This is a genomic window from Aurantimonas marina, assembly GCF_017183135.1.
GTDB lineage: Bacteria > Pseudomonadota > Alphaproteobacteria > Rhizobiales > Rhizobiaceae > Aurantimonas > Aurantimonas marina.
Genome location: NZ_JADDXW010000007.1, coordinates 140,496 through 163,295, shown reverse-complemented (window position 1 = coordinate 163,295; position 22,800 = coordinate 140,496). Strand labels below are relative to the sequence as shown.

At 65.9% G+C, this 22,800-nt stretch carries 22 protein-coding genes and 1 tRNA gene; 15 read left to right on the top strand and 8 right to left on the bottom strand.

The window, feature by feature from the left end; all coding sequences use genetic code 11:
* Nucleotides 1–31: 31 nt before the first annotated feature.
* Both ING15_RS10485 and ING15_RS10480 read right to left on the bottom strand, forming a co-directional pair.
* On the bottom strand, nucleotides 32–952 hold the full coding sequence (locus ING15_RS10485) for an NAD-dependent epimerase/dehydratase family protein (protein WP_206454753.1): 921 nt from the start codon (nucleotides 950–952) through the stop codon (nucleotides 32–34).
* Complete coding sequence (locus ING15_RS10480) at nucleotides 952–1,596, bottom strand: isochorismatase family cysteine hydrolase (RefSeq protein WP_232845685.1); 645 nt, start codon at nucleotides 1,594–1,596, stop codon at nucleotides 952–954. Before ING15_RS10480 ends, ING15_RS10485 begins: the two co-directional genes overlap by 1 nt.
* Nucleotides 1,597–1,768: 172 nt before the next feature.
* Here ING15_RS10480 and ING15_RS10475 point away from each other — a divergent pair, with 172 nt between their 5' ends.
* The 12 genes from ING15_RS10475 (at nucleotide 1,769) to ING15_RS10420 (ending at nucleotide 13,130) form a co-directional block, all read left to right on the top strand.
* Nucleotides 1,769–2,569 carry an ABC transporter ATP-binding protein gene (locus ING15_RS10475; protein WP_206454751.1) on the top strand — a complete coding sequence of 267 codons (801 nt, stop codon included), beginning with the start codon at nucleotides 1,769–1,771 and terminating at the stop codon, nucleotides 2,567–2,569.
* The gene (locus tag ING15_RS10470; RefSeq protein WP_206454750.1) at nucleotides 2,556–3,281 is read left to right on the top strand and encodes an ABC transporter ATP-binding protein; all 726 of its coding nucleotides are present in this window, start codon (nucleotides 2,556–2,558) and stop codon (nucleotides 3,279–3,281) included. Before ING15_RS10475 ends, ING15_RS10470 begins: the two co-directional genes overlap by 14 nt.
* Complete coding sequence (locus tag ING15_RS10465) at nucleotides 3,281–4,177, top strand: branched-chain amino acid ABC transporter permease (RefSeq protein WP_206454749.1); 897 nt, start codon at nucleotides 3,281–3,283, stop codon at nucleotides 4,175–4,177. Before ING15_RS10470 ends, ING15_RS10465 begins: the two co-directional genes overlap by 1 nt.
* Nucleotides 4,174–5,205 carry a branched-chain amino acid ABC transporter permease gene (locus tag ING15_RS10460; RefSeq protein ID WP_206454748.1) on the top strand — a complete coding sequence of 344 codons (1,032 nt, stop codon included), beginning with the start codon at nucleotides 4,174–4,176 and terminating at the stop codon, nucleotides 5,203–5,205. Before ING15_RS10465 ends, ING15_RS10460 begins: the two co-directional genes overlap by 4 nt.
* 14 nt (nucleotides 5,206–5,219) lie before the next feature.
* Entirely contained in the window at nucleotides 5,220–6,383 is a 1,164-nt protein-coding gene (locus ING15_RS10455) for an ABC transporter substrate-binding protein (RefSeq protein WP_206454747.1), read from the top strand.
* 71 nt (nucleotides 6,384–6,454) lie between these two features.
* Entirely contained in the window at nucleotides 6,455–7,246 is a 792-nt protein-coding gene (locus tag ING15_RS10450) for an N-formylglutamate amidohydrolase (RefSeq protein ID WP_206454746.1), read from the top strand.
* Nucleotides 7,243–8,133, top strand: a complete 891-nt coding sequence (locus ING15_RS19740; RefSeq protein ID WP_206454745.1) for a MurR/RpiR family transcriptional regulator — start codon at nucleotides 7,243–7,245, stop codon at nucleotides 8,131–8,133. The genes ING15_RS10450 and ING15_RS19740 overlap by 4 nt, the downstream gene beginning before the upstream one ends.
* Before the next feature lie 46 nt (nucleotides 8,134–8,179).
* On the top strand, nucleotides 8,180–9,496 hold the full coding sequence (locus tag ING15_RS10440) for a type I glutamate--ammonia ligase (protein ID WP_206454744.1): 1,317 nt from the start codon (nucleotides 8,180–8,182) through the stop codon (nucleotides 9,494–9,496).
* Nucleotides 9,497–9,533: 37 nt separating this feature from the next.
* Nucleotides 9,534–10,274 (top strand): SDR family NAD(P)-dependent oxidoreductase, encoded by a 741-nt coding sequence (locus ING15_RS10435; protein WP_206454743.1) that lies wholly within the window; start codon nucleotides 9,534–9,536, stop codon nucleotides 10,272–10,274.
* 67 nt (nucleotides 10,275–10,341) lie between these two features.
* Nucleotides 10,342–11,112 carry an RraA family protein gene (locus ING15_RS10430; protein ID WP_206454742.1) on the top strand — a complete coding sequence of 257 codons (771 nt, stop codon included), beginning with the start codon at nucleotides 10,342–10,344 and terminating at the stop codon, nucleotides 11,110–11,112.
* On the top strand, nucleotides 11,109–12,479 hold the full coding sequence (locus ING15_RS10425) for an amidase (RefSeq protein ID WP_206454741.1): 1,371 nt from the start codon (nucleotides 11,109–11,111) through the stop codon (nucleotides 12,477–12,479). Before ING15_RS10430 ends, ING15_RS10425 begins: the two co-directional genes overlap by 4 nt.
* Before the next feature lie 27 nt (nucleotides 12,480–12,506).
* Nucleotides 12,507–13,130, top strand: a complete 624-nt coding sequence (locus ING15_RS10420; RefSeq protein WP_206454740.1) for a cysteine hydrolase family protein — start codon at nucleotides 12,507–12,509, stop codon at nucleotides 13,128–13,130.
* A 462-nt stretch (nucleotides 13,131–13,592) separates the two neighbouring features.
* Here ING15_RS10420 and ING15_RS10415 read toward each other — a convergent pair.
* From ING15_RS10415 to ING15_RS10405, 3 genes are all read right to left on the bottom strand, one after another.
* Nucleotides 13,593–13,682, bottom strand: a tRNA-Ser gene (locus tag ING15_RS10415).
* Nucleotides 13,683–13,861: 179 nt separating this feature from the next.
* Nucleotides 13,862–14,659, bottom strand: a complete 798-nt coding sequence (locus tag ING15_RS10410) for a polysaccharide deacetylase family protein (protein WP_206454739.1) — start codon at nucleotides 14,657–14,659, stop codon at nucleotides 13,862–13,864.
* Nucleotides 14,656–15,879, bottom strand: a complete 1,224-nt coding sequence (locus tag ING15_RS10405) for a glycosyltransferase family 4 protein (RefSeq protein WP_206454738.1) — start codon at nucleotides 15,877–15,879, stop codon at nucleotides 14,656–14,658. The genes ING15_RS10410 and ING15_RS10405 overlap by 4 nt, the downstream gene beginning before the upstream one ends.
* A 195-nt stretch (nucleotides 15,880–16,074) precedes the next feature.
* Here ING15_RS10405 and ING15_RS10400 point away from each other — a divergent pair, with 195 nt between their 5' ends.
* Genes ING15_RS10400 through ING15_RS10390 form a run of 3 tightly spaced genes read left to right on the top strand, consistent with a single transcriptional unit; the run spans nucleotide 16,075 to nucleotide 20,203 of the window.
* Nucleotides 16,075–18,057 carry an ABC transporter substrate-binding protein gene (locus ING15_RS10400; RefSeq protein ID WP_206454737.1) on the top strand — a complete coding sequence of 661 codons (1,983 nt, stop codon included), beginning with the start codon at nucleotides 16,075–16,077 and terminating at the stop codon, nucleotides 18,055–18,057.
* Nucleotides 18,054–19,052 carry an ABC transporter permease gene (locus tag ING15_RS10395; RefSeq protein ID WP_206454736.1) on the top strand — a complete coding sequence of 333 codons (999 nt, stop codon included), beginning with the start codon at nucleotides 18,054–18,056 and terminating at the stop codon, nucleotides 19,050–19,052. The genes ING15_RS10400 and ING15_RS10395 overlap by 4 nt, the downstream gene beginning before the upstream one ends.
* Complete coding sequence (locus tag ING15_RS10390) at nucleotides 19,049–20,203, top strand: ABC transporter permease (protein WP_206454735.1); 1,155 nt, start codon at nucleotides 19,049–19,051, stop codon at nucleotides 20,201–20,203. The genes ING15_RS10395 and ING15_RS10390 overlap by 4 nt, the downstream gene beginning before the upstream one ends.
* Nucleotides 20,204–20,211: 8 nt before the next feature.
* On the opposite strand, the gene ING15_RS10385 is transcribed toward ING15_RS10390, so the two are convergent.
* From ING15_RS10385 to ING15_RS10375, 3 genes are read right to left on the bottom strand one after another with little or no spacing between them, the layout of a single operon-like run.
* Nucleotides 20,212–21,444 (bottom strand): adenylate/guanylate cyclase domain-containing protein, encoded by a 1,233-nt coding sequence (locus tag ING15_RS10385; RefSeq protein WP_206454734.1) that lies wholly within the window; start codon nucleotides 21,442–21,444, stop codon nucleotides 20,212–20,214.
* Nucleotide 21,445: 1 nt separating this feature from the next.
* Nucleotides 21,446–22,300 carry an MBL fold metallo-hydrolase gene (locus ING15_RS10380; protein ID WP_206454733.1) on the bottom strand — a complete coding sequence of 285 codons (855 nt, stop codon included), beginning with the start codon at nucleotides 22,298–22,300 and terminating at the stop codon, nucleotides 21,446–21,448.
* On the bottom strand, nucleotides 22,297–22,749 hold the full coding sequence (locus ING15_RS10375) for a cyclic nucleotide-binding domain-containing protein (RefSeq protein WP_206454787.1): 453 nt from the start codon (nucleotides 22,747–22,749) through the stop codon (nucleotides 22,297–22,299). The genes ING15_RS10380 and ING15_RS10375 overlap by 4 nt, the downstream gene beginning before the upstream one ends.
* Nucleotides 22,750–22,800: the final 51 nt, after the last annotated feature.

Genomic DNA, 22,800 nt, shown 5'->3' with positions numbered 1-22,800 from the left:
GCGATTCAATCGGCATGATGCCCGGCGATGATTACAAGACGTTGGGCGCGCGACGAAGCGCTTCGATGATGCGTCCTATGCCCGTTTCAAAATCGATCTCCGGCCGAAATCCTAAGGATTGCGCGGTGCGGGTCTGGTCGAAGCCGCTCGGCCGCACAACCGTCGGCTCTGTGCCGCTGAACTCCACCTGCAGGTTCGGTAGGACCGTACGGATCGCCGCAACGACATCCGCAAGCGGCTTCCCCCTGCCCGTGGTCACATTACAGACCGGCCATCCGACCGATCCGGCCGTGGCAGCGCAGAGGAGACCGCCCACGGCGTCATCTAGGAAGAGGTAATGGGTCACGTCCTGCGGCCGTCCGCCGAAAACCGTCGGCCGGCCGCCGAGCGCGTTTCGCAGGAGGCGTTCGAGATCGGTCGGGGTGCGGCGGCCCGGACCGTAGATCCACGACAGGCGGATCGCGGCTGCGTCGAGGCCATGTTCCCGGCGGTAGCCGATCACCGCCTGCTCGGCCGCCAGCTTGCTGGCCCCATAGACATTGTCGGGCTCGGGCCGGGTTTGCTCATCGACAACCCCTTCGTTGCGGCTGCCATAAACCTCGCTCGTCGAGCAGACGATTACACGGCCGACCCCTTGTCGCCGGGCTGCTTCCAGCACATGCGCAGTGCCCAAGACATTGATGCGCCAGATATCCAAGGGCCGGTCGGCCATGACCATCGGGCCGGAGACCGCGCCACAATGGATGATCGTGTTGGGCGCGCTGCCTCCAACCATCGCGGCGACGGCATCGCCGTCGGTGATGTCGCACGGCACGAGGCCCGCCGCGCTAGGCGCCCCGACATCGGAGGCTATCACCACGATACCGTCGGCGCGCAGGGTCTCGACCAGGGCTGCACCGACGAAGCCGGCGGCGCCGGTGATCAGCACCCGCCCGAGGTCGCGCCGTTCCATCAGGCTTCCGCCCTCAGTTCGGCTAGAAGCTCGTCCGTCGTGCGCTGGCGGCAATAGCCGGCGATCGCCTTCACCGAGGCCTGCTGGCGTTCCTCGGTAAAGGTGGCGCAGGCGTCCGGCACAAGGGTCACGAGATAGCCCAGATCACAGGCGTCGCGGACCGCTGATTCGACACACTGGTCGGACACGACCCCGCACAGGATCAGTTGCTTCACACCGAGATTGCGCAGTACGTAATCGATGTTCGTGGAGATGAAAACGCTGGAGGAGGTCTTCGGAAGAACGATCTCGTCCGGCCCCGGCGCGATGGCTTCGGCGACCTTTGCGTCCCAGGAGCCCTTCGGTACGTCGATGCCGGAGATCTTGTAGTCGAGGCTGCGGTCGCGGCCGTCGGCGGTGAGATTTTCGATCAGCGTGTAGAGGACTTCGACGCCGCCCGCCCGACAGGCCGCTTGAAGCCGCTGCATATTCGGCAGCGCGAGGTTTTCCATCCGGTCGAAATAATAGGCCCGCTCGGCCTCGCTCGGCCCGCCGGAGCCCTTGAACTCGCCGCCATTCCGGTCGGCCGTATAGTTCTGCACGTCGATGAACAGCAGTGCCGTCTGTTCCCGCACCACCGGAATTTCTCGACTGTAGTTCGCCATCCCCACTCCTCCGATCACAGGCCGCCGCGACATTTGCCTTCGTGTCGGGCAAGCTTTTTTAGTGCACAAGCCGGCTTGTAACAAATGAAATATGCGTGCTAGCTTTCTAACAAATGGAAGATAGCTGGACCGTAACGGCCTGCATACGAACTTGGCGGGGCACATCTCCTCAATGGCATCGGCATCCGGAGCCCTCCTGACGGTCGACGACCTCCGCAAGAATTTCGGAGGCGTGAAAGCGCTCGACGGCGTGACCTTCTCGCTGGCCGAGGGCGAACTGGCTGGGCTGATCGGCCCGAACGGATCCGGCAAGACCACCGCCTTCAATCTTCTCACCGGGGTGCTCAAGCCGAGTTCGGGCGCAATCCGCTTTCGCGGCGAGGCGGTCGGCGGCAATCCGCCGGAACGCAACGCATGGCTCGGCATGGCGCGCACCTTTCAGAACATCCGGCTGTTCCGCGAACTGCCGGTGATCGACAATGTCATGGTCGGCGTTCACATGCGCCACGGGTCGGGCTTCGTGCCCACCGTTTTGCGCCTACCCTCGGCGCAGAAGGCCGAGCGCGACATCCGGGAGCGCGCCATGGCGGCCCTAGAGGTACTCGGTCTCGCCCGCCGCGCGGAAGAGATCGTCGGCAGCCTGCCCTATGGCGACCAGCGCAAGGTCGAGTTCGCCCGCGCGCTCGCAACCGAGCCGAGCCTCCTGCTTCTCGATGAGCCGACCGCCGGCATGAATCCGCAGGAAACTACCGATCTCGGCGAGACCATCCGCCGCCTCCACGGCGAACTCGGCATCACCACGCTTCTCGTCGAGCACGACATGAAGATGGTGATGGGGCTTTGCCGGCACATCATCGTCGTCAACCAGGGCATAGTGCTGGCTTCGGGGACGCCCGAGCTGATCCAGAGCAATCCGAAGGTGATCGAGGCCTATCTCGGCCGTCGCAGGAAGGGTGCCGATGCTGCGGCTTGAGGATCTCAACGTCAGACGTGGGGGCACCCACGCGTTGCGCGGCATCGACCTCACCGTCGAGAAGAGCGAGATCGTCGCATTGATCGGCGCCAACGGGGCCGGCAAGACGACGACGCTGGCCGCGATCTCCGGCCTGCTGCGCCCCGAGAGCGGACGGATCCTGTTCACGCCCGAACCGAGCGCCGAACCGCTCGATCTCGGCCGGATGAAGGCCGACCAGATCGTCGCTGCCGGCATTTCCCATTGTCCGGAGGGGCGTCAGGTCTTCGCCAATCTCACGGTCACGGAAAACCTGCGGATCGGCGCCTATCTGCGCAAGGACAAGGCCGCGATCGAGCAGGAAATCCGGGACATCCAGGGGGTGTTTCCGATCCTGAAGACGCGCGGGTCCGTTCCCGGCGATCGGCTCTCCGGCGGCGAGCAGATGATGCTGGTGATCGGCCGTGCGCTGATGAGCCGGCCGAAGCTGCTGCTGCTCGACGAGCCCTCCCTCGGCCTTGCCCCCCAGCTCGTCGAGCAGATCTTCGATATCCTCGAGCGGATCCGCAGCGAGGGCGTTACCGTCCTCCTCGTCGAGCAGAACGCCGCCATGGCCCTCGACATCGCAGACCGCGCCTACGTCCTAGAGGCTGGTTCCCTCGTCCTGTCGGGCACCGGCAGGGAACTCGCGCAGGACGCCGACGTCCGACGCGCCTATCTCGGGGCGGCCTGATGACCGGTTCCTACATTCTCGCCCAGCTCGTCAACGGCCTGATCCTCGGCTCGATGTACGCGCTGATCGCGATCGGCTTCTCGATGATCTACGGCATCGTCCGGCTGATCAATTTCGCTCATGGCGACATCTTCACCATCGGCGCCTTCGCCACACTGGCGAGCCTCGCCGTGGCGCATGCGCCCTTCCCTGTCGCGGTGGCGATCGTTCTTGCAGCCGGGGCGCTGGCCGGCGTCATCATCGAGCGGGCGGCGTTCCGGCCGATGCGCGGCGCCCCGCAGGTGACCGGCTTCATCGCCTCGCTCGCCGTTGCGATCATCCTGGAGAACCTCGCAGTCATCACGATCAGTGCCCAGCCGCGCACCTTCGTGGTGCCGGCCTATCTCGGCCAGCTGCTGACCCTCGGAACGCTCAGCTTCCGGGTCATCGACGTCGTCATCGTCATTCTGGCCATCGTGCTGATGATCGCCCTGGTCTGCTTCGTTCGCTTCACCAAGGTCGGCGTCGCCATGCGCGCCACGGCCGAGAACTATGACGTCGCGCGGCTGATGGGCATCAATATCGACCGCATGATCACCATGGCTTTTGCCATCGGCAGCGCCCTCGCCGCCACGGCCGGGCTGATGTGGGGCAGCAAATACGGCCAGATCAGCCCGTTGATGGGGCTGCTGCCCGGCCTGAAGGCCTTCGTCGCGGCGGTGATCGGCGGCGTCGGCTCGATCCCCGGCGCGATGCTCGGCGGCTATGTTCTGGGCCTGTCGGAGGTGCTGTTCGTCGGGTTGCTGCCGCCGGAATTCTCCGGCTATCGCAACGCGTTCGTGTTCGGGGCGCTGATCCTCGTCCTCCTGGTGATGCCGAACGGCTTTCTCGGTCGCAACACGGAGGGCCGGGCATGAGTAGGCGCGACACCTTCCTGCCCCGCTTTGCCACGATGGCGGCCATCGGCGCGGTGCTGGTCTGGGCGGCCAGGGCCAATTTCGATCCGTACATCCTATCGATCATCCAGTTCGCCGGGCTCAACGTCATCCTGGCGGTGAGCCTCAATGTCACCAACGGCTTCGTTGGCCTGTTCTCCCTTGGCCATCCCGCCTTCATGACCATCGGTGGCTACGTCACTGCCATCCTGGCCATGCCGTCGGCGCGCAAGGGCCTGATGCTGCCGGATCTGCCAGGGTTGCTCGTCGCACAGGAATGGGCGTTTCTACCTGCCCTCCTCGCCGGTGGCGTCGTGGCCGCCGCTGCGGCGGTGATCGTCGGCTTCCCGGTGCTGCGCCTGCGCGGCCATTATCTCGCCGTCGCCACCCTCGGCCTGATCTTCATCGTCCAGAGCTTCGCTGTGAATCTGCGCGGCATCACCCGCGGCGCCCTCGGCCTCAGCGGACTGCCGGCCGAGACCACGCTCTGGTGGGTATTCCTGTTCGTGCTGGTGACAATCTATGTCTGCTGGCAGGTGAAGCATTCATCCCTCGGGCGCACCATGCTGGCGATCCGCGAGAACGAGCTCGCCGCCGCCTGCCTCGGCGTGAAGGTGGCGCGCACTCGGGTCCTCGCCTTCGCCCTCGGCGCCTTCTTCGCCGGCATCGCCGGCGGCCTCTGGGTGCATTTGGTCACCCTGATCAGCCCGTCCTCCTTCTCCTTCCTGCTCGCCTTCCAGCTCGTCGTGATGGTGGTGCTGGGCGGTACCGGCTCGATCACCGGCGCGGCCATCGCCGCCGCGGCTCTGACGCTGTTCACCGAGATCCTGCGCCCAGCCGAGGAAGCCGCCGGGATCTTCGGCGCCAGCCAGATCATCGTCGCCCTCGCCGTGCTGCTGGTGCTGATCTATCGCCCCGCCGGGCTATTCGGCACCGCCGAGCCTAATCTGTTCGCATGGATCGGGCGCCTCATGTCGCGATCCAAAACCCCCGCCGGATCAGCCGGCTAGCCAGGAGCAGTCCCATGCAGAACTGGAAATCAAGACTATCGGCGGTAGCCGTCGCCGCGATCGCGGCGGCCGCCTCTATGCCGGCCCGCGCCCAGGAGCCGATCTCCATCGCCGCGCTCTACAACGTCTCCAGCGGTGGCCTCGCCTCGCTGGACGGGCCGTCGCTGAACGGCGTGAAGCTCAAGGCGAAGATGATCAACGATGCCGGTGGGCTGCTCGACGGCAGGATGATCGATGTTAATGCCATCGACACCAAGAACGACACCGGTGAAACCGCCACCGCCGCCAAGCGCGCGTTGTCCATCGACAATCTCGCCGCCGGTATCGGCCAGAGCGACACCACCTTCGCGCTCGCTGCCGCGCCGCTGTTCCAGTCCGCCGGCGTGCCGTTCGTCACCTCCGGCGCGACCTCGCCGGACCTGCCGACCATGGTCGGCGACCAGATGTTCCTCGTGCCCTTCGGCGACGATGTGCAGGCGCACGCCATGGCCGAATATGCCTATGAGGAACTCGGCCTGCGCAACATCGCCATGTGGACCGACAACGGCATGGACTACACCACCGGCCTGTCGAAATACTTCAAGGAGCGGTTCACCGAACTCGGTGGCACGGTCTTGCTGGAAGATTCCTACATGACCAGCGACCAGGACTTCTCGGCACTGGTGGCGCGGCTGAAATCCTCCGGCGACGTCGATGGCGTCTTCGCGTCCTCCGGTCCCGACACCGCCGGGATCATCGTGAAGCAGATCCGCGAGGCTGGGATCGCGGCGCCGATCCTGGCCGGTGACGGCTTCGACACCGACCTGCTGACCAGCGTTCCGGGGCCGAAGCTCTCCACCGACGTCTACTTCACCACCCATGCCTATACCGGCATCGACAGCGGACCGGCCGACGAGTTCCGCAAGGCCTACACGGCAGAATACGGCAATGCGCCGGAGAACGCCTTCGCAGCCCTCGGCTACGACGCGATGGGTCTCGTCGCCGACGCGATCACGCGGGCTGGTTCAGCCGAGCCGGCAGAGGTGACCAAGGCGCTTGCCAGCACCGACGGCTACGAAGCCGTGACCGGCACCATCGCCTACAAGGACGGCAGCCGCGTGCCCTCCAAGCCGGTGGCCATCATGAAGGTCGTCGACGGCGAGGTAGCCTTCGACACGACCGTCACCCCGAAAGGCTGACGCAAGCAGCGGATCCGGGGCCTTTCGCCAGACTTCGGGTTCGCCGACCGCGGCAATGAGGAGGCCGGAACGTGAGCACCATCGATACATTGCTGCAGAGCGGCGACCCGATCCCGGCCGGCGTGGAGAACCCGCACGGCGCGTCGCCGATCCTGTTCGTCTCCGACCATGCCGGCGTCGCCATCCCAGTAGCCCTCGGCACGCTCGGCCTCGATGCGACGCAGCTCGCCCGCCACATCGCCTACGACATCGGCATCTACGGCGTGACCACCGAACTGGCGCGCGACCTCGACGCCGCCTACGTCTTCCAGCCCTATTCGCGCCTCGTCATCGACTGCAACCGGCGCCCAGGCACGACCCAATCGATCATGGCTGAGAGCGACGGCACCTTAGTTCCCGGCAATCACAACCTTTCCAATGCGGCGATTGCCGCACGGCAGAACGAAATCCTAGCACCCTATCACGACGAGATCCTGGCCACCCTCGCCGCTCGCGAGGCGCGCGGGTTGCCCACGGTCCTCTTCGCCATGCACAGCTGCACGCCGGTCTTCGGCGGTGAACCGGAACCGCGCCCTTGGGATATCGGCATTCTCGCAGACAAGGACTGGCGCATCGGCGATCCGCTGATCGCGCTGCTGGAAGACGAGACCGACCTGTGCGTCGGCCGCAACCAGCCCTACAGCGTCAATGCCGAATCCGACTACACCATACCGATGCACGCGGAGGGCCGCGGCCTGCCCTACGTCGAGATCGAGATCCGCCAGGATCTCATCGGCGACGCGGCCGGCCAGCGCCGATGGGCGAAGCTTCTCGCGGACATCTTTCCACGCGCGGTCGCCGCTTCCGGAGTGCTCGCCGCGTGACGACGGATCGCCCTGGCCCTCCGGCGGAGGTCGCCCCCGAGGTCTCGATTCAGGAACGGGTGCGCCGCGACCTGCCGAACTTCACCGATGCGGAGGGTCGGGTCGCCCATGCCCTACTCGGCGAATATCCGGTGGCCGGGCTGGAGACGGTCGCCCGGCTCGCGAAGCGCGCCGGGACCAGCGGCCCGACTATCCTTCGCTTCGTCGGGCGGCTCGGCTTCACCAGCTACGCCGCCTTCCAGGAGGCGCTACGCGACGAGATCCATGTCAGGCTGCAGGGGCCGCTGACGCGCTATTCGGCGCTGCCGCGCGGCGACGAGGCTGATCTGACGGAGCAGGTCTCCGAGGCCCTGCGCAGCAATATCGAGGGCGCCGCCCGCAACCTCTCGCGCGAGGATCTGGCGACGATCGTGGCGCAGCTCAGCGACCTCGACCGCAACATCTTCTTCCTCGGCGGCCGGTTCAGTTGGATGCTCGCCTCCTATTTCCACCACTACATGCGCGAACTGCGGCCTGGCGCCCGCATCATCCGCGACTCCAACGCCGCCTGGGCCGATTACCTCCTCGACGTGCGGTCCGGCGATGTGCTCGTCGTCTTCGACTTCCGCCGCTATCAGGACGACGTGCTCGACTTCGCCAAGGGCGCGGCGGCGCTGGGCGCCTCGATCGTGCTGATCACCGACGTCTGGTATTCGCCGGTCGCCGCCTATGCCGATTTCTGCATCGCCTGTCCGGTCGGCATTCCAAGCGCCTTCGACAGCGGCGCCAGTGGGCTGGCGATGGTCGAGATCCTGGTGGCCGGCGTCGTCGAAACGCTCGGCGAAACGGCCAAGGACCGGATCGCCGGGCTCGAGCAGCTCCGCAAATCCTACAACTTCGGAGGCTGACCGTGGCTGACCGCACATTGCCCCCGCCAGACAGAAGGACCCCGCCATGCTGCGCGAGCCGCTGACCATGTTCTGCTATACGGATCTGTCCGGCGCGGTCCGCGGCAAGGGCTTTCCTTCGCGGCTACTCGAGAAGCGGCTGAAGGGCGGCATCGGCTGGACGCCGACGAATCTGATGTTCACCGCCCTCGGCACCATCGCCGAATCCGTCTGGGGCTCCTTCGGCGACCTGACGCTGATGCCCGACCCCGACACAAGGGTCGAAGTCGAGTTCGGCGACGGCACGCCGGCCGAGCGCTTCTACCTCTGCGATGTCCACGACACCGACGGCACGCCGTGGAACTGCTGTCCGCGCACGCTGCTGAAGGAGGCGGTCGCCGCGCTCAAGGCCCGGACCGGTTTGACCCTGCGCGCCACCTTCGAGCACGAATTCGTCTATGCCGGCGCGCATGCCCGGACCGCCGACAATTATGCCCTCGACGCCGTTAGGCGGCACGGCGCGTTCGGCGAGACCTTCCTCGCCGCGCTCACCGCCGCCGGTGTCCCGGTGGACAGCTATCTATCGGAATTCGCTCCCGGCCAGTTCGAGGTGACGGTCCCACCGCTGGAGCCGCTCGCCGCCTGCGACGCGGCCGTCACCCTGAAGGAGATGGCGCGGGCCACCGCCTGGCGCCTCGATTCCAGCGTCAGCTTTTCGCCGCGCCTGTCGCCGGACGGCCTCGGCAGCGGCGTGCATATCCATTTCAGCCTGTGGGACGAGGCCGGCGATCCCGTCAGTCACGCGGCCTCCGGCCCCCACGGCGTCAGCGCCCGGGCCGGCAGCTTCCTCGCCGGCATCGTGCGGCACATGCCAGCGCTGCTCGCCTTCACCGCGCCCTCCCCGGTGTCTTACCTGCGGCTCGTGCCCCATGCCTGGACCGGCATCTGGTCGAATATCGGCGTGCGCGACCGCGAGGCCGGCATCCGCATCTGCCCGACCTTCGGCCAATCAGAGGAAGCCACGGCGCGGCAGTTCAATTTCGAGTTCCGGGCCGCCGACGCGACCGCCAATCCCTATCTCGCCCTCGCCGTGATCATTCGCGCCGGACTCGCCGGGCTCGACGAGAATCTGACTATGCCGGACCCGACGGTCGGCGAGGATCCGGAAGCCATGACGCCCGCCACGCGCGAAGCCCGCAGCATCGCCCGCCTGCCCTCCTCCGTCGACGCGGCGATGGCGGCCCTTGCAGCTGACGCCACGGTGCAGGGCTTCCTGCCGAAGCCGCTGCTGGAAGCTTATCGCGTCAATAAGGCGGGGGAATTTGCGATCGCGCGGGATTGGGCGCCCGAGGAAATCTGTCGGCGCTACGCCGAGATCTACTGACCACAGTGCCTCAGGCACGATGAGAGGAGTGACAGGCTTGGGCAAACTGGATGGCAGGATCGCCGTCGTCACCGGCGCGGCGACCGGGCTGGGACGCGGCATCGCCGAACTCTATGCGCGCGAGGGCGCCGATGTCGCGATCGTCGACCGCAATGGCAACGGGGCCCGCGCCGTCGCCGCTGGAATCCGCGCGACGGGACGGCGCAGTCTCGCGGTCGAGGCCGATGTCGGCGACGAGCCATCGGTCGAGAAGGCCTTCGCCACCATCGCCGAAGAGTTGGGCGCAGCAGACATCCTCGTCAACAATGCCGGCATCGTCACCGTGTCGCTGCTGGCGGACATGACGACCGCGACCTTCGACGAGATGCTTCGCATCGATCTGAAGAGCGTCTTCCTGTGCACCCGCGCGGCGCTGCCGGCGATGCGCGGGAAGGGCTACGGCCGGATCATCAACATCTCCTCGCAGATCGCCTACAAGGGCGCCGAGGGCATGACCCATTATGCCGCCGCGAAGGCCGGCATTCTCGGTTTCTCGCGCTCCCTCGCCTACGAGGTCACCCGTGAGGGCATCACCGTCAACACGATCTGCCCCGGCCCGCTCGACACCGACATGAAGCTACCGTCGGAATGGGCGGCGAGAAAACAGTCCGAGCTGGTGATCGGCCGCCAGGGCCGAGTGGCGGAGGTGGCGCCCACCGCCCTTCTCCTCGCCTGCGAGGACTCGGCCTTCTATGTCGGCGCGACGTTCCATCCGAACGGCGGCGACATCATGGTCTGAGCCGGTGCCCGGCACCGCCGCGTAGCCGCATCCCGCGCTCCACCCATTCCCTCACCGAGGACAGTGCATGACCAATCGCAGCACCATCGCTGAACGACTGCAGCGCATTCCCACGACGCTCGCCGCCGACCTCCTGAAGGATCGCGACATGTTCGAGCGTAGCGCGGCCGGCTTTCGCCCGATGACGCGCGGCATAACCGCCTTCGCCGGGCCGGTCCGCACCATCGCCTTCCTGCCTGGCCGCCCGGAATTGCGGACGCGTCCGGCCCCGCCGCTGCATTTCACTGAGATCGACACGCTGGAACCGGGCGAGGTTCTGGTCCTGGCGGCCGGCGGATCGCTGCACGGCGCCCTGTTCGGCGATGTGCTGGCGACGCGTGCCAAGACACGCGGGGCCTCCGGTGCGATCGTCGACGGCGCGGCGCGCGATGTCGCCGGCATGGACGAGGCAGGGCTGCCGGTGCTGGCGCGCGGCATCGCCCCGATGGCCGCCCATGCGACGCTCATCCCGGTGGCCAGCCGCTGCCCGGTCCGCCTCGGCGACGTCACCGTCCTGCCGGACGACTGGATTCTCGTGGACGAGGACGGTGTCTTGGTGCTGCCGCGCCCGCTGGTCGATCTAGTGATCGCGCGCCACGAGGCCGGTGCGGTGAAGGAGCGATTTTCGCGCCAGCTGCTTCTCGCCGGCTTCGCGCTCACCGAGGTGTTTCCCTTGCCGGATTCGCTGGAGCCATGCCTCGAACGCTTTGCCGCGACCGCCGAGATGCCCGACCCGGCCACCGTGCGGCAGGCGCTGGGCGCACAGACACCACCCCGTGCCGTGAGGCCGGACGCATGACAGCGGATGTCGACAGGCACAGCCTGCGCGAGATCGGCCGGCAGCTGGCGGACGGCTCGTCGTCGGCCGTCGCACTCTGCGAAGCGACGCAGGCGCGGCACGATCCTGCGCTGAATGCCTACAAATGCTGGGCGCCGGAGTTTGCCCTGCGGCAGGCCGAGGCGGCCGACGCGGCCTTTTCCGCCGGTATCCGCACCGGGCCGCTGCAGGGCGTCCCGACATCGATCAAGGATCTCTGCGGCGTCACCGGGCTGCCGATCTTCGCCGGCTCGCCGCGGGAACTGCCGGCCGCATGGCGCCGCGAAGGCCCCGTGGTGCAACGCCTCCGCCGACAGCTGGCCGTCGTTACCGGCAAGACCCACACGGTCGAGTTCGCCTTTGGCGGGCTGGGCACCAGCGGGCACTGGCCCGTGCCCTGGAACCCGCACGACCGGACGATGCATCGGGCCCCCGGCGGGTCGAGCAGCGGCGCCGGCGTATCGCTGGGCGAGGGCACGGCGCTGCTGGCCGTCGGAACCGACACCGGCGGCTCGGTCCGAATCCCCGCTAGCGTCACCGGCACGGTCGGGCTGAAGACCACCTGGGGCCGGTGGTCGCTGGACGGGATCGTGCCGCTCAGCCCCAGCTTCGACACGCCCGGCATCCTGACCCGCAGCGTCGATGACGCTGCCTTTGCTTTCGAGGCGCTCGACGGCGAGAATGTGCCGGAGGTCAACAGCCTCGCCGGACTGCGCATCGGGATAGCCGAATCCTTCTTCTTCGACACGGCGTCTCCCGGAATCACGGAACGGATCGGGGACGCGTCGCGGGCGCTCGAAGCCGCCGGCGCGATACTGGGGCCACTGGCCCTGCCTGGCTGCGCCGAGCTTTTCGACCTCTACCACCAAGGTGGCATCGTGGCGCCGGAGCTCTGCCGCTTCCTTACCTGCGACCTGCCGGAATGGCTGCCGACCCTTGATCCACGGGTCCGCACGCGCATGGACGCTGGCGGCGCATTGCCGGCCTGGGAGTATCTGCAGCGCAAGGCCCGCTACGCCGCGCTCGGCGCGGGAGCGGTCGACGCGCTTGGCGCCGTCGACGTCCTGCTCGCGCCGACGACGCCGATCACCCCGCCGCCGATTGCCGAGTTGGCTGACGACGCGACCTATGGGCGGCTGAACATGCTGGCGCTGCGCAACACCTGCGTCGTGAGCTTCCTCGGCCTATGCGCCCTGACCCTCCCGGCGGGCTTCGATGCGGCCGGCATGCCGGTCGGGCTGCAGTTGATCGGGCCGCCGCGTAGCGAGGCCCGGCTGCTCGCCCTCGGCCAGGCATTCGAGCGCCTGTTCGCGGCGCACGACATCTGGCATCCGCCGATCGCCATCTGACATTCCCTCCCAATGAAAGGCCCGTTCATGCAACGCCCCGAAGACGCCGCCCTCTCCCGCCATCGCCCGTTCGACCCGAAGCGAACCTGCCTGCTGCTCATCGACACGCAAAACTATGTCTGGAACGACACGGTCGCCGCTGCGCTGCCGGAATTCGACGCGACGGTGCGCCACGTAGTCATGCCCAATCTGCAGCGCCTCGTGACCACGTTCCGCGAGGCCGGCGCTGAGGTCATGTATACGGTGATGGAGAACATGACCCGCGACGGCCGCGACCGCAGTCTCGACTACAAGCTGTCGCAATTCTTCATCGGCAAGGGGTCGTGGGAAGCCAGGGTGCTCGACGGCGTCGCACCCGGCGACGACGACATCGTGCTGCCGAAGACCTCGTCCGGCGTCTTCAACTCGACCAATATCGAGTATCTGCTGCGCAATATCGGCATCGACACACTGGTGCTGACCGGCTTTCTCACCGACCAGTGCGTCGATCACACGGTGCGGGACGCGGCCGATCGGGGCTTTTATCCGATCTGCGTTTCCGATTCCTGCGCCACCCACTCCCAAGAGAGGCACGACAATGCCCTGGCCGCTTTCGCCGGCTATTGCCGCACCATGTCCACGCAGGAATTCGTAATGTATGCGAACTCGTAGTGGAGCACTCGACTTCGCCGTGAAGCGGCGGCCCGGACTGTGAATAAGCGCCGAAGCGGGACCCCGTCAGGGCAGAATTCTATGAGCTGAATTAAGAGATTAGGCCGCTTCGAACCGGGGGCGGTCTCTGCGCTTATTCACACTGATGATTATTCTCGGGTCACTCCGGTTCCAGCCCCTCAAGACCGTCGACCTCGGTATAGTTCTCCTTCCTTGAGGTCGGAGCGAGACGAGACCGGTTACGGCCTACGGAGCTGAAGCTCAGAAGAATCGAGCGAGAATCCTTCGTCAGCCCTGCGGAGATCGACGACTGCATCCCCGAGGTTCCCTCCATTCCAGCGAATCCTCCGCGACATGGTACATCGTCTATAGCAATCCCGCAAAAAATGTGGGGTGGAACGTGGGCTGTGTAAGCGGTAATCGGCAGATAAGCCCACAGAATGGGGGGGCAGGGGGCGTATCTGGCGGAGAGGGGGGGATTCGAACCCCCGATACGCTTGCACGTATGCCGCATTTCGAGTGCGGTGCATTCGACCACTCTGCCACCTCTCCGGCCGAAACCCCGAATCGATCGAGGCATCTTATCGAAGGCAAGGCGGCAACAAATGTTCATCTCGTTGCGCTTCCGAGCCCGCATTCTTGTGAACCGAGGCATGGTCGGCGCTTCATCAGCGCGCGGCTCTCTTATCAAAGGCTTGGGCGCCGACACAAGAGCAAAGGCGCCGACTTCGTCACTTCATCGCCCGCCGACGGTCTCGCAGGCGAGTCCTGTTGGCTGGAACCAGATCGAAAAGCGCCGGCACCGGTGGCCAGACAAGCTCGGCTCGCGGCGCGAGGAGCTCCAGCAGCGCGCCGAGCAGGGTCCAGGCCGCCTCGTCGTGCTGCAGATGATGGCTGAGCAGGCCGATCGGCTCGCCGGCGCCGCCGCCATTCAGGCGATGGTTGATTTCGGCGGCCAGAAGCCGGTCGGCCTCGGCCGGTGTCAGCCCCCTCGCCTCGCGCCAGTTCATCAGGTCGAGATGGGTGTTCAGCCGGTGCGGCTCGGTCGGCGCGGCGCGGCCGAAGGTGGACAGGCCTTGCAGTCCCGCCTCGACGAGCCGGGTGCGGACCCCCTCCCCGATCCGGTTCCAGGGTGGCACGAACGCCGGCAGGAAGCGGCCGGGAAACAGACTGGCCAGCGCCGCGCGACCCGCCGCCGCTTCGTCGCGCATTGCGCCGGTCGGCCGGTGATCGCCGAACTCGGCGCGTTTTTGTCCCTCCGGCGCGTGGTTGGCGTGGCGCCAGCCATGCAGAAGAACGGTCACCGCACCCTCGTCGGCGAGCGTTTCGGCCAGTTCCACCTCGACGCCATCGGGGATCACCGCGAGCGCCAGCGGCACACCGGCGGCGCGGCGCAAGGCCAGAAGACGGGCGAGCGGCTCGGTCGGCCGGCGCGCATCGTCGTCCCGCCACCAGAACGCGATCGTCCGGCCATCATCGCGGGCCGGTTCCAGCGCCGCGCGGGCAAGGGGAAACAGGGCGGCGCTCACGCGGCGGCGCGCTCGGCCGCCTCGGTCAACAGCCGCGCGACACGATCGATGCCGGGCTCCGGCGAAAACTGCCGGCGAACCTTGACCTCGCCGGCCCGGCCGAGACGATCGGCGAGCTGCGGATCGTCCATCAGCCGCCCCATCGCTGCGGCCAGCGCCTTTGGGTCGCGCTCGGCGACAAGCAGTCCCGTCCGTTCGTCCTCGATGAGTTCCGGAATCGCCGAGACCCGCGTCGAGACAACCGGCAGCCGGTGCGCCTGCGCTTCCATCAGCACGTTGGGCAGGCCGTCGCGATCGCCGGATTTGGCGATGCGGGACGGCAGCACGAACAGGTCGGCGCCCGCCAGCAGGGCAAATACATGCTCGCGCTCGCGGCTGCCATGCCAGACGATGCGCTCGCCAATGCCGGCCTTGTCGGCCTGTGCCTGGAGCTTTGCCGTCAATGGCCCGCCGCCGACATGCTCGAAGCTCCAGTCTCGGTCCTTCAGCCGAGCCAGCGCGCGGATGAGGTCGCCATAGCCCTTCTTCTCGACGGTGCGGCCGACCGAGACGATGCGGAACGGACCGCTTCGCCGGATATTTCGGTCGACCGGCCGGATCTCGGAGAGATCGAGGCCATGATAGACGAGTTCGACCGCGCGCGGTGTCGCCGCAAGCGAGCGCAGATAGTCGAGATTGACCTTGGTGCAAGTGACGCCGAAAGCCGCCGATGCGAGCTTTTCGGTCAGTTCCCACGGCTGCGTCGTCCAAATGTCCTTGGCGTGCGCCGAGAACGACCAGCCAAGGCCGCGAATCGCCGCCGCATAGCGGGCGACGGAGGCCGGGGTGTGCAGATAGTGGGTATGCAGCCAGTCGATGTCGGCCGGAAGCTCGCGGGCGAGGACGCAGGCCTGGCCGAAACGGCGATAGCGGTTGGCCGTCGGGTCGCGCTCAAGATCGGCCTCGAACAGGCGCCGCGCCAAGGCATAGCCCGGCTGACGCTCGGCGAAATCGCGACCGGCGCTAACCCGGGGCGGATCGTCCTTGAGATACTCGGGAAGATAAAGGACGTCCGCCTTGATGCGGCGATGGACGGGATGAACCCGCGCTTCCGCCGGCTGGCGCAGCGAGACGATCAGCTGTGTGACGCCGCGATCCTCCAGCCCCGCGATTTCCTGGGCGATGAAGGTCTCCGACAGACGCGGATAGCCTTTGACGAGTGTGGCGATACGCAGAGGCATCGAATCGCTGATTCTCCGGTTCGCCGGCGGCGGCATCGCGACATCGCTCGCGAGACGGGACATCGCGGCATCTAGGCGACGAACCGCCAGCCTGCAAGGCGAAGCGCCTCGCGGCCGCCGGCGATCAAACCGTCATTTGACAAAACTTCGGCGCTCGAACCTTACTGATAGCGACGACGCCATGAGGACGCATCGATGGACCGACCGACAGCGCGACGATGGATTGGCTCGCGGAGCATTTTCGCGGCAGTCGTGGCCCTGTCGATCGACATGACGGGCGGCTCTGCCACCCCACTCCACGCCCAGACCCTCGCCGCGGAACCGGCCTCCCTCGCCGCCAAGGTCGCGGACGGCACGTTGCCGCCGGTGACGGAGCGTCTGCCGCAAACGCCACTCGCCCTGCCGGTCGACAGCGCCTGCCCGGCCGATCGCCCCGGCGGTACGCTGCGGATGCTCGGCGCCAGCGCCAAGGATACGCGGATCCTGTCGGTCTTCGGCTATGCGCGCCTCGTCGGCTACGACGAGAGCTACGAGATCGTGCCGGATATCGCCGAGAGCTACGACGTCGAAGAAGGGCGCATCTTCACCTTCCGGCTGCGGCCCGGCATGAAATGGTCGGACGGTGCGCCGTTCACCTCGGAGGACTTTCGCTATTTCTGGGAGGACATGGCGAAGAATCGGGACATCGCCAAGTTCGGCGTCCCCGCGGAGCTGCTGGTCGATGGAGAGGAACCGGAGGTCACCTTTCCCGGCCCTTACGAGGTCCGCTATGCCTGGACGGGACCCAATCCGAACTTCCTCGCCTCGCTTGCCGCGGCTCTCCCCTTCGAGATCTTCCGGCCCGCCCATTATCTCAAGAAGTATCACGAGAAATATGCCGACCCGGAAAAGCTGAAGGCCAAGATCGAGGCCGCCGGCCAGCGCAACTGGGCCGCGCTGCACTTCAAGAAGGATCGCAGCCATCGCAACGACAATCCGGATTTGCCAACCGTACAGCCCTGGGTGCTGGCGACGAAACCACCGGCCGAGCGGCTGACCTTCGAGCGCAATCCCTATTTTTACCGTGTCGATCTGAAAGGCCGGCAACTTCCCTATATCGACCGCGTCACCCTGACGATCTCCAATTCCGATCTGATACCGGCCAAGGTCGCCAACGGCGAGGCCGATCTCCAGGCCGCCTATCTCAGCTTCCCCAACTACCCGTTCCTGAAACGCGGCGAGAAACGCAGCGGGTACGAGGTCCGGCGCTGGGAATCGGGACGCGGCTCCCATGTCGCGCTTTATCCCAATCTCAATGTGACGGACCCGGTCTGGCGCGAGGTGATCCGCGACGCCGAGTTCCGCCGGGCCCTCTCGCTCGCCATCAACCGGGCCGACATCAACAAGGCAATCTTCTATGGCCTCGCCGAGCCGGGCGCCAATACGGTGCTTCCAAACTCCCCGCTGTTCGCTCCGGAACTGGGTTCCCGCTGGGCCGCCTACGACCCCGACAAGGCGAACCTGCTTCTGGACAACCTCGGCCTAAAGCCCGCCACCCATGGCGGCCTGCGGCGACTGCCGGATGGGCGCGAGATCCGCATCGTCGTCGAGACGGCGGGAGAAAGCAGCGAACAGTCCGACGTCCTGCAGCTCGTCCGCGACGATTGGCGCAAGATCGGGATCGATCTTTTGATACGCGAATCCCAGCGGGAAATCTTCCGCAACCGCATCAAGGCCGGCTCGACCCTGATGTCGGTCTGGACGGGGCTCGATAATGGGCTGCCCACCCCGGCCACGGACCCGGCTGAACTGGCGCCCTCCACGGCCGAACAGATGCAATGGCCCGGCTTCGGTATGTGGGTCGAAACCGGCGGCACCGGCGGCGAGGCGCCCGGCGACGGCCCGGACCTGGCCGGCATCCGCCGCCTCATCGAACTTCGCCGGCAATGGATGCGGACGACCGACACCGCGGAGCTCGCGGCGATCTGGGACAAGATGCTGCAGATCTCGGCCGATGAGGTCTACACGATCGGCATTGTCGCAGGCGTCGATCAGATCGTTGTCGTTTCGGACGCGCTGCGGAATGTGCCGGAGCGTGGCGTCTACAACTATAATCCCGGCGCCTATTTCGGCGTCTACCATCCCGATACGTTCTGGTTCGATTGCCAGTCGAACGTGGCTGCAGGTTCGCCCTCGTGATCCGCTATTTCGCCAGCCGTCTCGTCACCATGGCCTGGACGCTGCTCGCGATCAGCGTTCTGATCTTCATTATCATCCAGCTGCCCCCCGGCGACTACCTGACCAGCTACATCGCCGAAATCCAGGCCCAGGGCGAAAACGTCACCGCCGACAAGATCGCGTTCCTGCGCGAGCAATACGGCTTGGACAAGCCGCTCTGGCAGCAATATGTGGTCTGGGTGACCGGCCTCGTGCAGGGCGATCTCGGCTATTCCTTCGAATACAATCAGCCGGTCGCGGACGTCGTCGGCGACCGGATGCCGATGACCATCCTGCTCAATGTGGCGACAGTCATCTTCGTTTATCTCGTCTCGTTTCCGATAGGCATCTATTCGGCCACGCACCAATACAGCTGGGGCGACCACGGGCTCAGCGTCCTGGGATTCCTCGGCCTGGCAACGCCGAACTTCTTGCTCGCGCTGATCCTGCTTTATCTCGCCAATATCTGGTTCGGCACCTCGATCGGCGGACTGATGGCGCCGGAATATATCGACGCGCCGTGGTCGCTCGCCAAGGTCGGCTCGGTCCTGTCGCATCTGTGGGTGCCGGTGCTGGTGATCGGCACGGCGGGTACGGCCGGCATGATCCGGCGGCTACGGGCCAACCTCCTCGACGAGCTCAACCGGCAATATGTCGTCACCGCCCGCGCCAAGGGGCTGCCGGAGCGCCGGCTTCTGCTCAAATACCCGCTGCGGATGGCGCTCAACCCGTTCATCGCCGATCTCGGCAGCCTGCTGCCGCAGATCGTCTCCGGCTCGGTGATCATTTCAGCGGTGATGTCACTGCCGACCACCGGGCCGATGCTGCTCTCCTCGCTGCGCAGTCAGGACATGTATCTGGCCGGCTCGTTCCTGATGTTCCTGGCGCTCTTGACGGTGGTCGGCATGTTCGTCTCCGACATCCTGCTGGCGATACTCGATCCGCGTATTCGCCTCGGCCGGAGTACGGCGCGATGAGCCCCACCCCCCATTTCGTCTCGCGCGAACCGTTCGATCCGGAGGCGACGGTCGCCGCAGGCTCGACGGTCTCCCAGGCCTATATGGAGGCCTCCCAGACGAAGCTGATCTGGTGGCGCTTCCTGCGCCACCGCGTGGCGGTCGTCTCGCTCGCCTTCCTTCTGTTCAGCTACGCCGCGATCGTCATCATCGAGATGATCGCGCCCTACGAACTCCAGACCCGCAACACCGACTTTATCTTCGCTCCGCCGCAGCCGCTGCATCTCATCCACGAAGGCCAGTTCGTCGGCCCCTTCGTCTATCGCCTCGACTACAATCTCAATCTGGAGACGCTGAAGCGCGAATACAGCGAAGACACATCCCGGCCGCTGCCGCTGCGGTTCTTCTGCCAGGGCGACCCTTATGAATTCTGGGGCATGGCGAAAGCCCGGTTCCATTTTATCTGCCCTCCCGAGGAAGGCACATTCTTCCTGATGGGCACCGACCGTCTCGGCCGGGACATGTTTTCGCGCATTTCCTACGGCGCGCGCATATCGCTGACCGTCGGCCTCGTCGGCGTGACGCTGAGCTTTCTTCTGGGCATTACCATCGGCGGTCTCGCAGGCTATTTCGGCGGCTGGGTCGACTCCGTCGTGCAGCGGACGACGGAAATCCTGCGGTCGATCCCGGAACTGCCGCTCTGGCTCGCCCTTTCGGCGGCGCTCCCGGTCACATGGAGCCCGCTGCTGATCTATTTCGGCATTACCCTGATCCTGGCGCTGCTCGACTGGCCGGGGCTGGCGCGCGCGGTGCGCTCGAAGCTTTTCGCGCTGCGCGAGGAGGATTTCGTCGTCGCTGCCGAAATGCTCGGCGCGAGCCCGCGGCGGATCATCTTCCGGCACCTCCTGCCTAATTTCATGAGCCATCTGATCGCCTCGGCGTCGCTGTCGATCCCGACGATGATTCTCGCCGAGACGGCTCTGAGCTTCCTCGGGCTGGGTCTCCGTCCGCCGATCACCAGTTGGGGCGTCCTGTTGTCGGAAGCGCAGAACATCGAGGCGGTGGCGCTCTATCCCTGGCTGCTCTTGCCGATGCTGCCGGTCGTCCTGACCGTGCTCGCTTTCAGCTTCGTCGGCGATGGGTTGCGCGACGCGGTCGACCCGCATCATTAGCGCATCGATTATTCACCCGCGCCGGCAGCGCGGAGCGGCACGGCCTCCGCCAGACGCGGCGTGAATAGCTCCATACGCCGCTCGATGCCGTTGAGGGCATGGACGCCGACCGAATCCCAGCGTTCGGGCAAGAGCGCGGCGACCTCGGCGCTGGCGAGGACGCTGAGCTCCATCGTCTTGGTCAGTTTTTCGATGCGCTCGACCTCGGTGACCGTCGGTCCGATCACGGTGAAGGCCAGGCGCTCGGGCACGCCGATATTGCCGAAGACGACGTTGCCGATATTGAGGCCGATGCCGAAATCCATGACCTCCAGGCCGCGTTCGCGCCGGGCGGCGTTGGCCTCCTCGCGCATCTTGAACGATTCACCGACCGCCTCCAACACCTTGACGCTAAGGGCCGAGGCATCCGCCACGTCGTCCAGCGGAAAGATCACCAGCACGGCATCGCCGATGAAGGCCAGGACCTCGCCGCCGGCCCGGATCGCCGGACGCGCGGCGCATTCGAAATAGTCGTTGAGAAGCCGCAAGAATGCGGCGCTCTCGAGCCGACCGGTTAGCCTGGTGGAGTCGCGCAGATCAGAATACCAGACCAGGGCCCTCGTCGTCGCCCCGTCGCCGAGGCGGATATTGCCGCTGAGCACGCTATGGCCAGCCTGACGTCCAAGATAGGTCTCGACGATGTTGGTCGTGATCCGCGACTGAATGATCGTCTTGGACACGAGAGCGAAGGTCTGCTGGATCGCCTGCAGAACGCCAATGTCCTCGTCGGTGAACCCGGAAGAACGATCGCTCGCCCAAATGACGAAGATTCCGGCCGTGGGCATATCCATGAATGTCGTGGGTTGCGAAAATTCGGTCGAAAGCGCGATGTAGTCGGTGTAGCCCTCGGCCGCGAGTTCCTCGAACAGCGGGAAGTCGAGAAGCTGGCCCGGTCCGGTCAACCGCCGCCGAAGAACGGGAAGGTCCGCTTCCAGCATGTAGCGCAGCGGGCTTCTCTGCCAGGCCTCGGTGTTGGCGTCCTGATGATGGAAATGCTCGAGAACCGCATCCTCGTCCCGGTGCCATTTGATCATTTCGGCTCGAAACAGCGGATGCAGGGTTGGCCAGTTCAGCCGGGCCCTGGTGATCGGGATTCCGATGCCGCTCAGCCTCAGGCAAAGCTGATGGAAGAGCTCCTCCAGATTGGGATTGCCGAGTGCCTCGCGGATCAGCCAGTCGTCAACCTGCTTTGCCAGGCCCATCTCAGCCGCCTTCCGGGATTCGCACGCCTTCACCGATGTCCAGAGTGAGGCCCGTGCGCGCCACGATCGCTCCGGGGAACGCCTCCCGCGCTGTTATTGCGAGAGCCTCCAGCCAAGCGTCGGTTCGCGATATATCATGATGGAAGATGACGAGATTTGCCACGCCGGCCGCGCGGCAAAGCCGTGCACCCTCCTGCCAGGTCGAGTGGCCGAAGCCTTGGAACGTGGGAAATTCCTCGTCCGTATACATACAATCGTAGATCATCAGATCCGAGCCAGCGATGAAATTCAGGATCGCGGCGTCCGGCTTGCCGGATTCGTGCTCCGTATCGGTGATGTAGCAGAACGACCGCCCCCCATACTCGATCCGATACCCGACGGCGCCGTTCGGATGGTTGAGCCGGACCGTGCGGACATGGATGTCGTCGGCGAGTTCCAGAACCTCTGGCGGACGAAAGTCGCGATAGTCGATGCGCGCGGTGAACTGCTTCGGCGTTACCGGAAAATAGGGTGGGCGCATGAAACGCTCGACCATGCGGCGGCAGGTGGTTTCATCGAGGAAGTGCCCGGCGTGAAGCCGCACCACGGCCTCCTCCGTGTACAGCGGAGTCATGAACGGCAGGCCCATTATATGGTCGAAGTGGCAGTGGGTGAAAAGAATGTCGAGGTCCCGCACGCCCTCATAGCAGAGCTTGCGGCCGCAGCCGACGACCCCCGTTCCCGCATCGAGCACCAGAACATGGTCGCCGCAGCGGACCTCGATACAGCTCGTGTCGCTGCCGAAGCGGGTGTTGGCGGCGGCGGGCGCGGGAATGCTGCCGCGCGCGCCCCAGATCGTCAGCTGGAAGCGGGTCAAGCGTCGTCATCCCGTGACGCTGCCAGATTGCGCGCCCGGACGAGTTCCTCGTTGGTGTGGGTCAGGCGTTCAGCCAGGGTGCGCATCACCTCCGCCGCGATCTCCGGGAACTGGCGCAGAAGCTGCAGGAACGAATCCTTGCGCACCCTCAGCGCCGACACGTCGGTGCTGGCGGTCACCGTGGCCGTTCGCGGAGAATCGCAAAGGATCGATATCTCGCCCACGACATCGCCGGATCCGAGTGTCGCGACCACATAGTCACCGGATTCCGTCTCCACCGACACCTCCGCCTCACCCTCCACCAGCACATAAGCCGCGTCTCCCGGCTGCCCCTGCCGGACCAGCACCTGTCCGGCGCGGTAGGCGATCGAATCGGCGGTAAAGGCAATCAGCTTCAACCGGCTCGGCTCGATGCCGGCGAAGATCGGGACCGACCGCAGAAGATCCATTTCGGATTTCAGAAGCGTCACGTCGTCCCTCTGCCCGCAATCGTCCGAATC

Bases quoted from the DNA above. Each gene is read 5' to 3' on its own strand.
- ING15_RS10390 (WP_206454735.1), top strand. From the start codon at position 19,049: ATGAGCCCCACCCCCCATTTCGTCTCGCGCGAACCGTTCGATCCGGAG.
- ING15_RS10425 (WP_206454741.1), top strand. From the start codon at position 11,109: ATGACAGCGGATGTCGACAGGCACAGCCTGCGCGAGATCGGCCGGCAG.
- ING15_RS10440 (WP_206454744.1), top strand. From the start codon at position 8,180: ATGCTGCGCGAGCCGCTGACCATGTTCTGCTATACGGATCTGTCCGGC.
- ING15_RS10420 (WP_206454740.1), top strand. From the start codon at position 12,507: ATGCAACGCCCCGAAGACGCCGCCCTCTCCCGCCATCGCCCGTTCGAC.
- ING15_RS10430 (WP_206454742.1), top strand. From the start codon at position 10,342: ATGACCAATCGCAGCACCATCGCTGAACGACTGCAGCGCATTCCCACG.
- ING15_RS10480 (WP_232845685.1), bottom strand. From the start codon at position 1,596: ATGGCGAACTACAGTCGAGAAATTCCGGTGGTGCGGGAACAGACGGCA.
- ING15_RS10400 (WP_206454737.1), top strand. From the start codon at position 16,075: ATGGACCGACCGACAGCGCGACGATGGATTGGCTCGCGGAGCATTTTC.
- ING15_RS10405 (WP_206454738.1), bottom strand. From the start codon at position 15,879: ATGCCTCTGCGTATCGCCACACTCGTCAAAGGCTATCCGCGTCTGTCG.
- ING15_RS10460 (WP_206454748.1), top strand. From the start codon at position 4,174: ATGAGTAGGCGCGACACCTTCCTGCCCCGCTTTGCCACGATGGCGGCC.
- ING15_RS10465 (WP_206454749.1), top strand. From the start codon at position 3,281: ATGACCGGTTCCTACATTCTCGCCCAGCTCGTCAACGGCCTGATCCTC.
- ING15_RS10475 (WP_206454751.1), top strand. From the start codon at position 1,769: ATGGCATCGGCATCCGGAGCCCTCCTGACGGTCGACGACCTCCGCAAG.
- ING15_RS10375 (WP_206454787.1), bottom strand. From the start codon at position 22,749: ATGGATCTTCTGCGGTCGGTCCCGATCTTCGCCGGCATCGAGCCGAGC.
- ING15_RS10485 (WP_206454753.1), bottom strand. From the start codon at position 952: ATGGAACGGCGCGACCTCGGGCGGGTGCTGATCACCGGCGCCGCCGGC.
- ING15_RS10385 (WP_206454734.1), bottom strand. From the start codon at position 21,444: ATGGGCCTGGCAAAGCAGGTTGACGACTGGCTGATCCGCGAGGCACTC.
- ING15_RS10470 (WP_206454750.1), top strand. From the start codon at position 2,556: ATGCTGCGGCTTGAGGATCTCAACGTCAGACGTGGGGGCACCCACGCG.
- ING15_RS10455 (WP_206454747.1), top strand. From the start codon at position 5,220: ATGCAGAACTGGAAATCAAGACTATCGGCGGTAGCCGTCGCCGCGATC.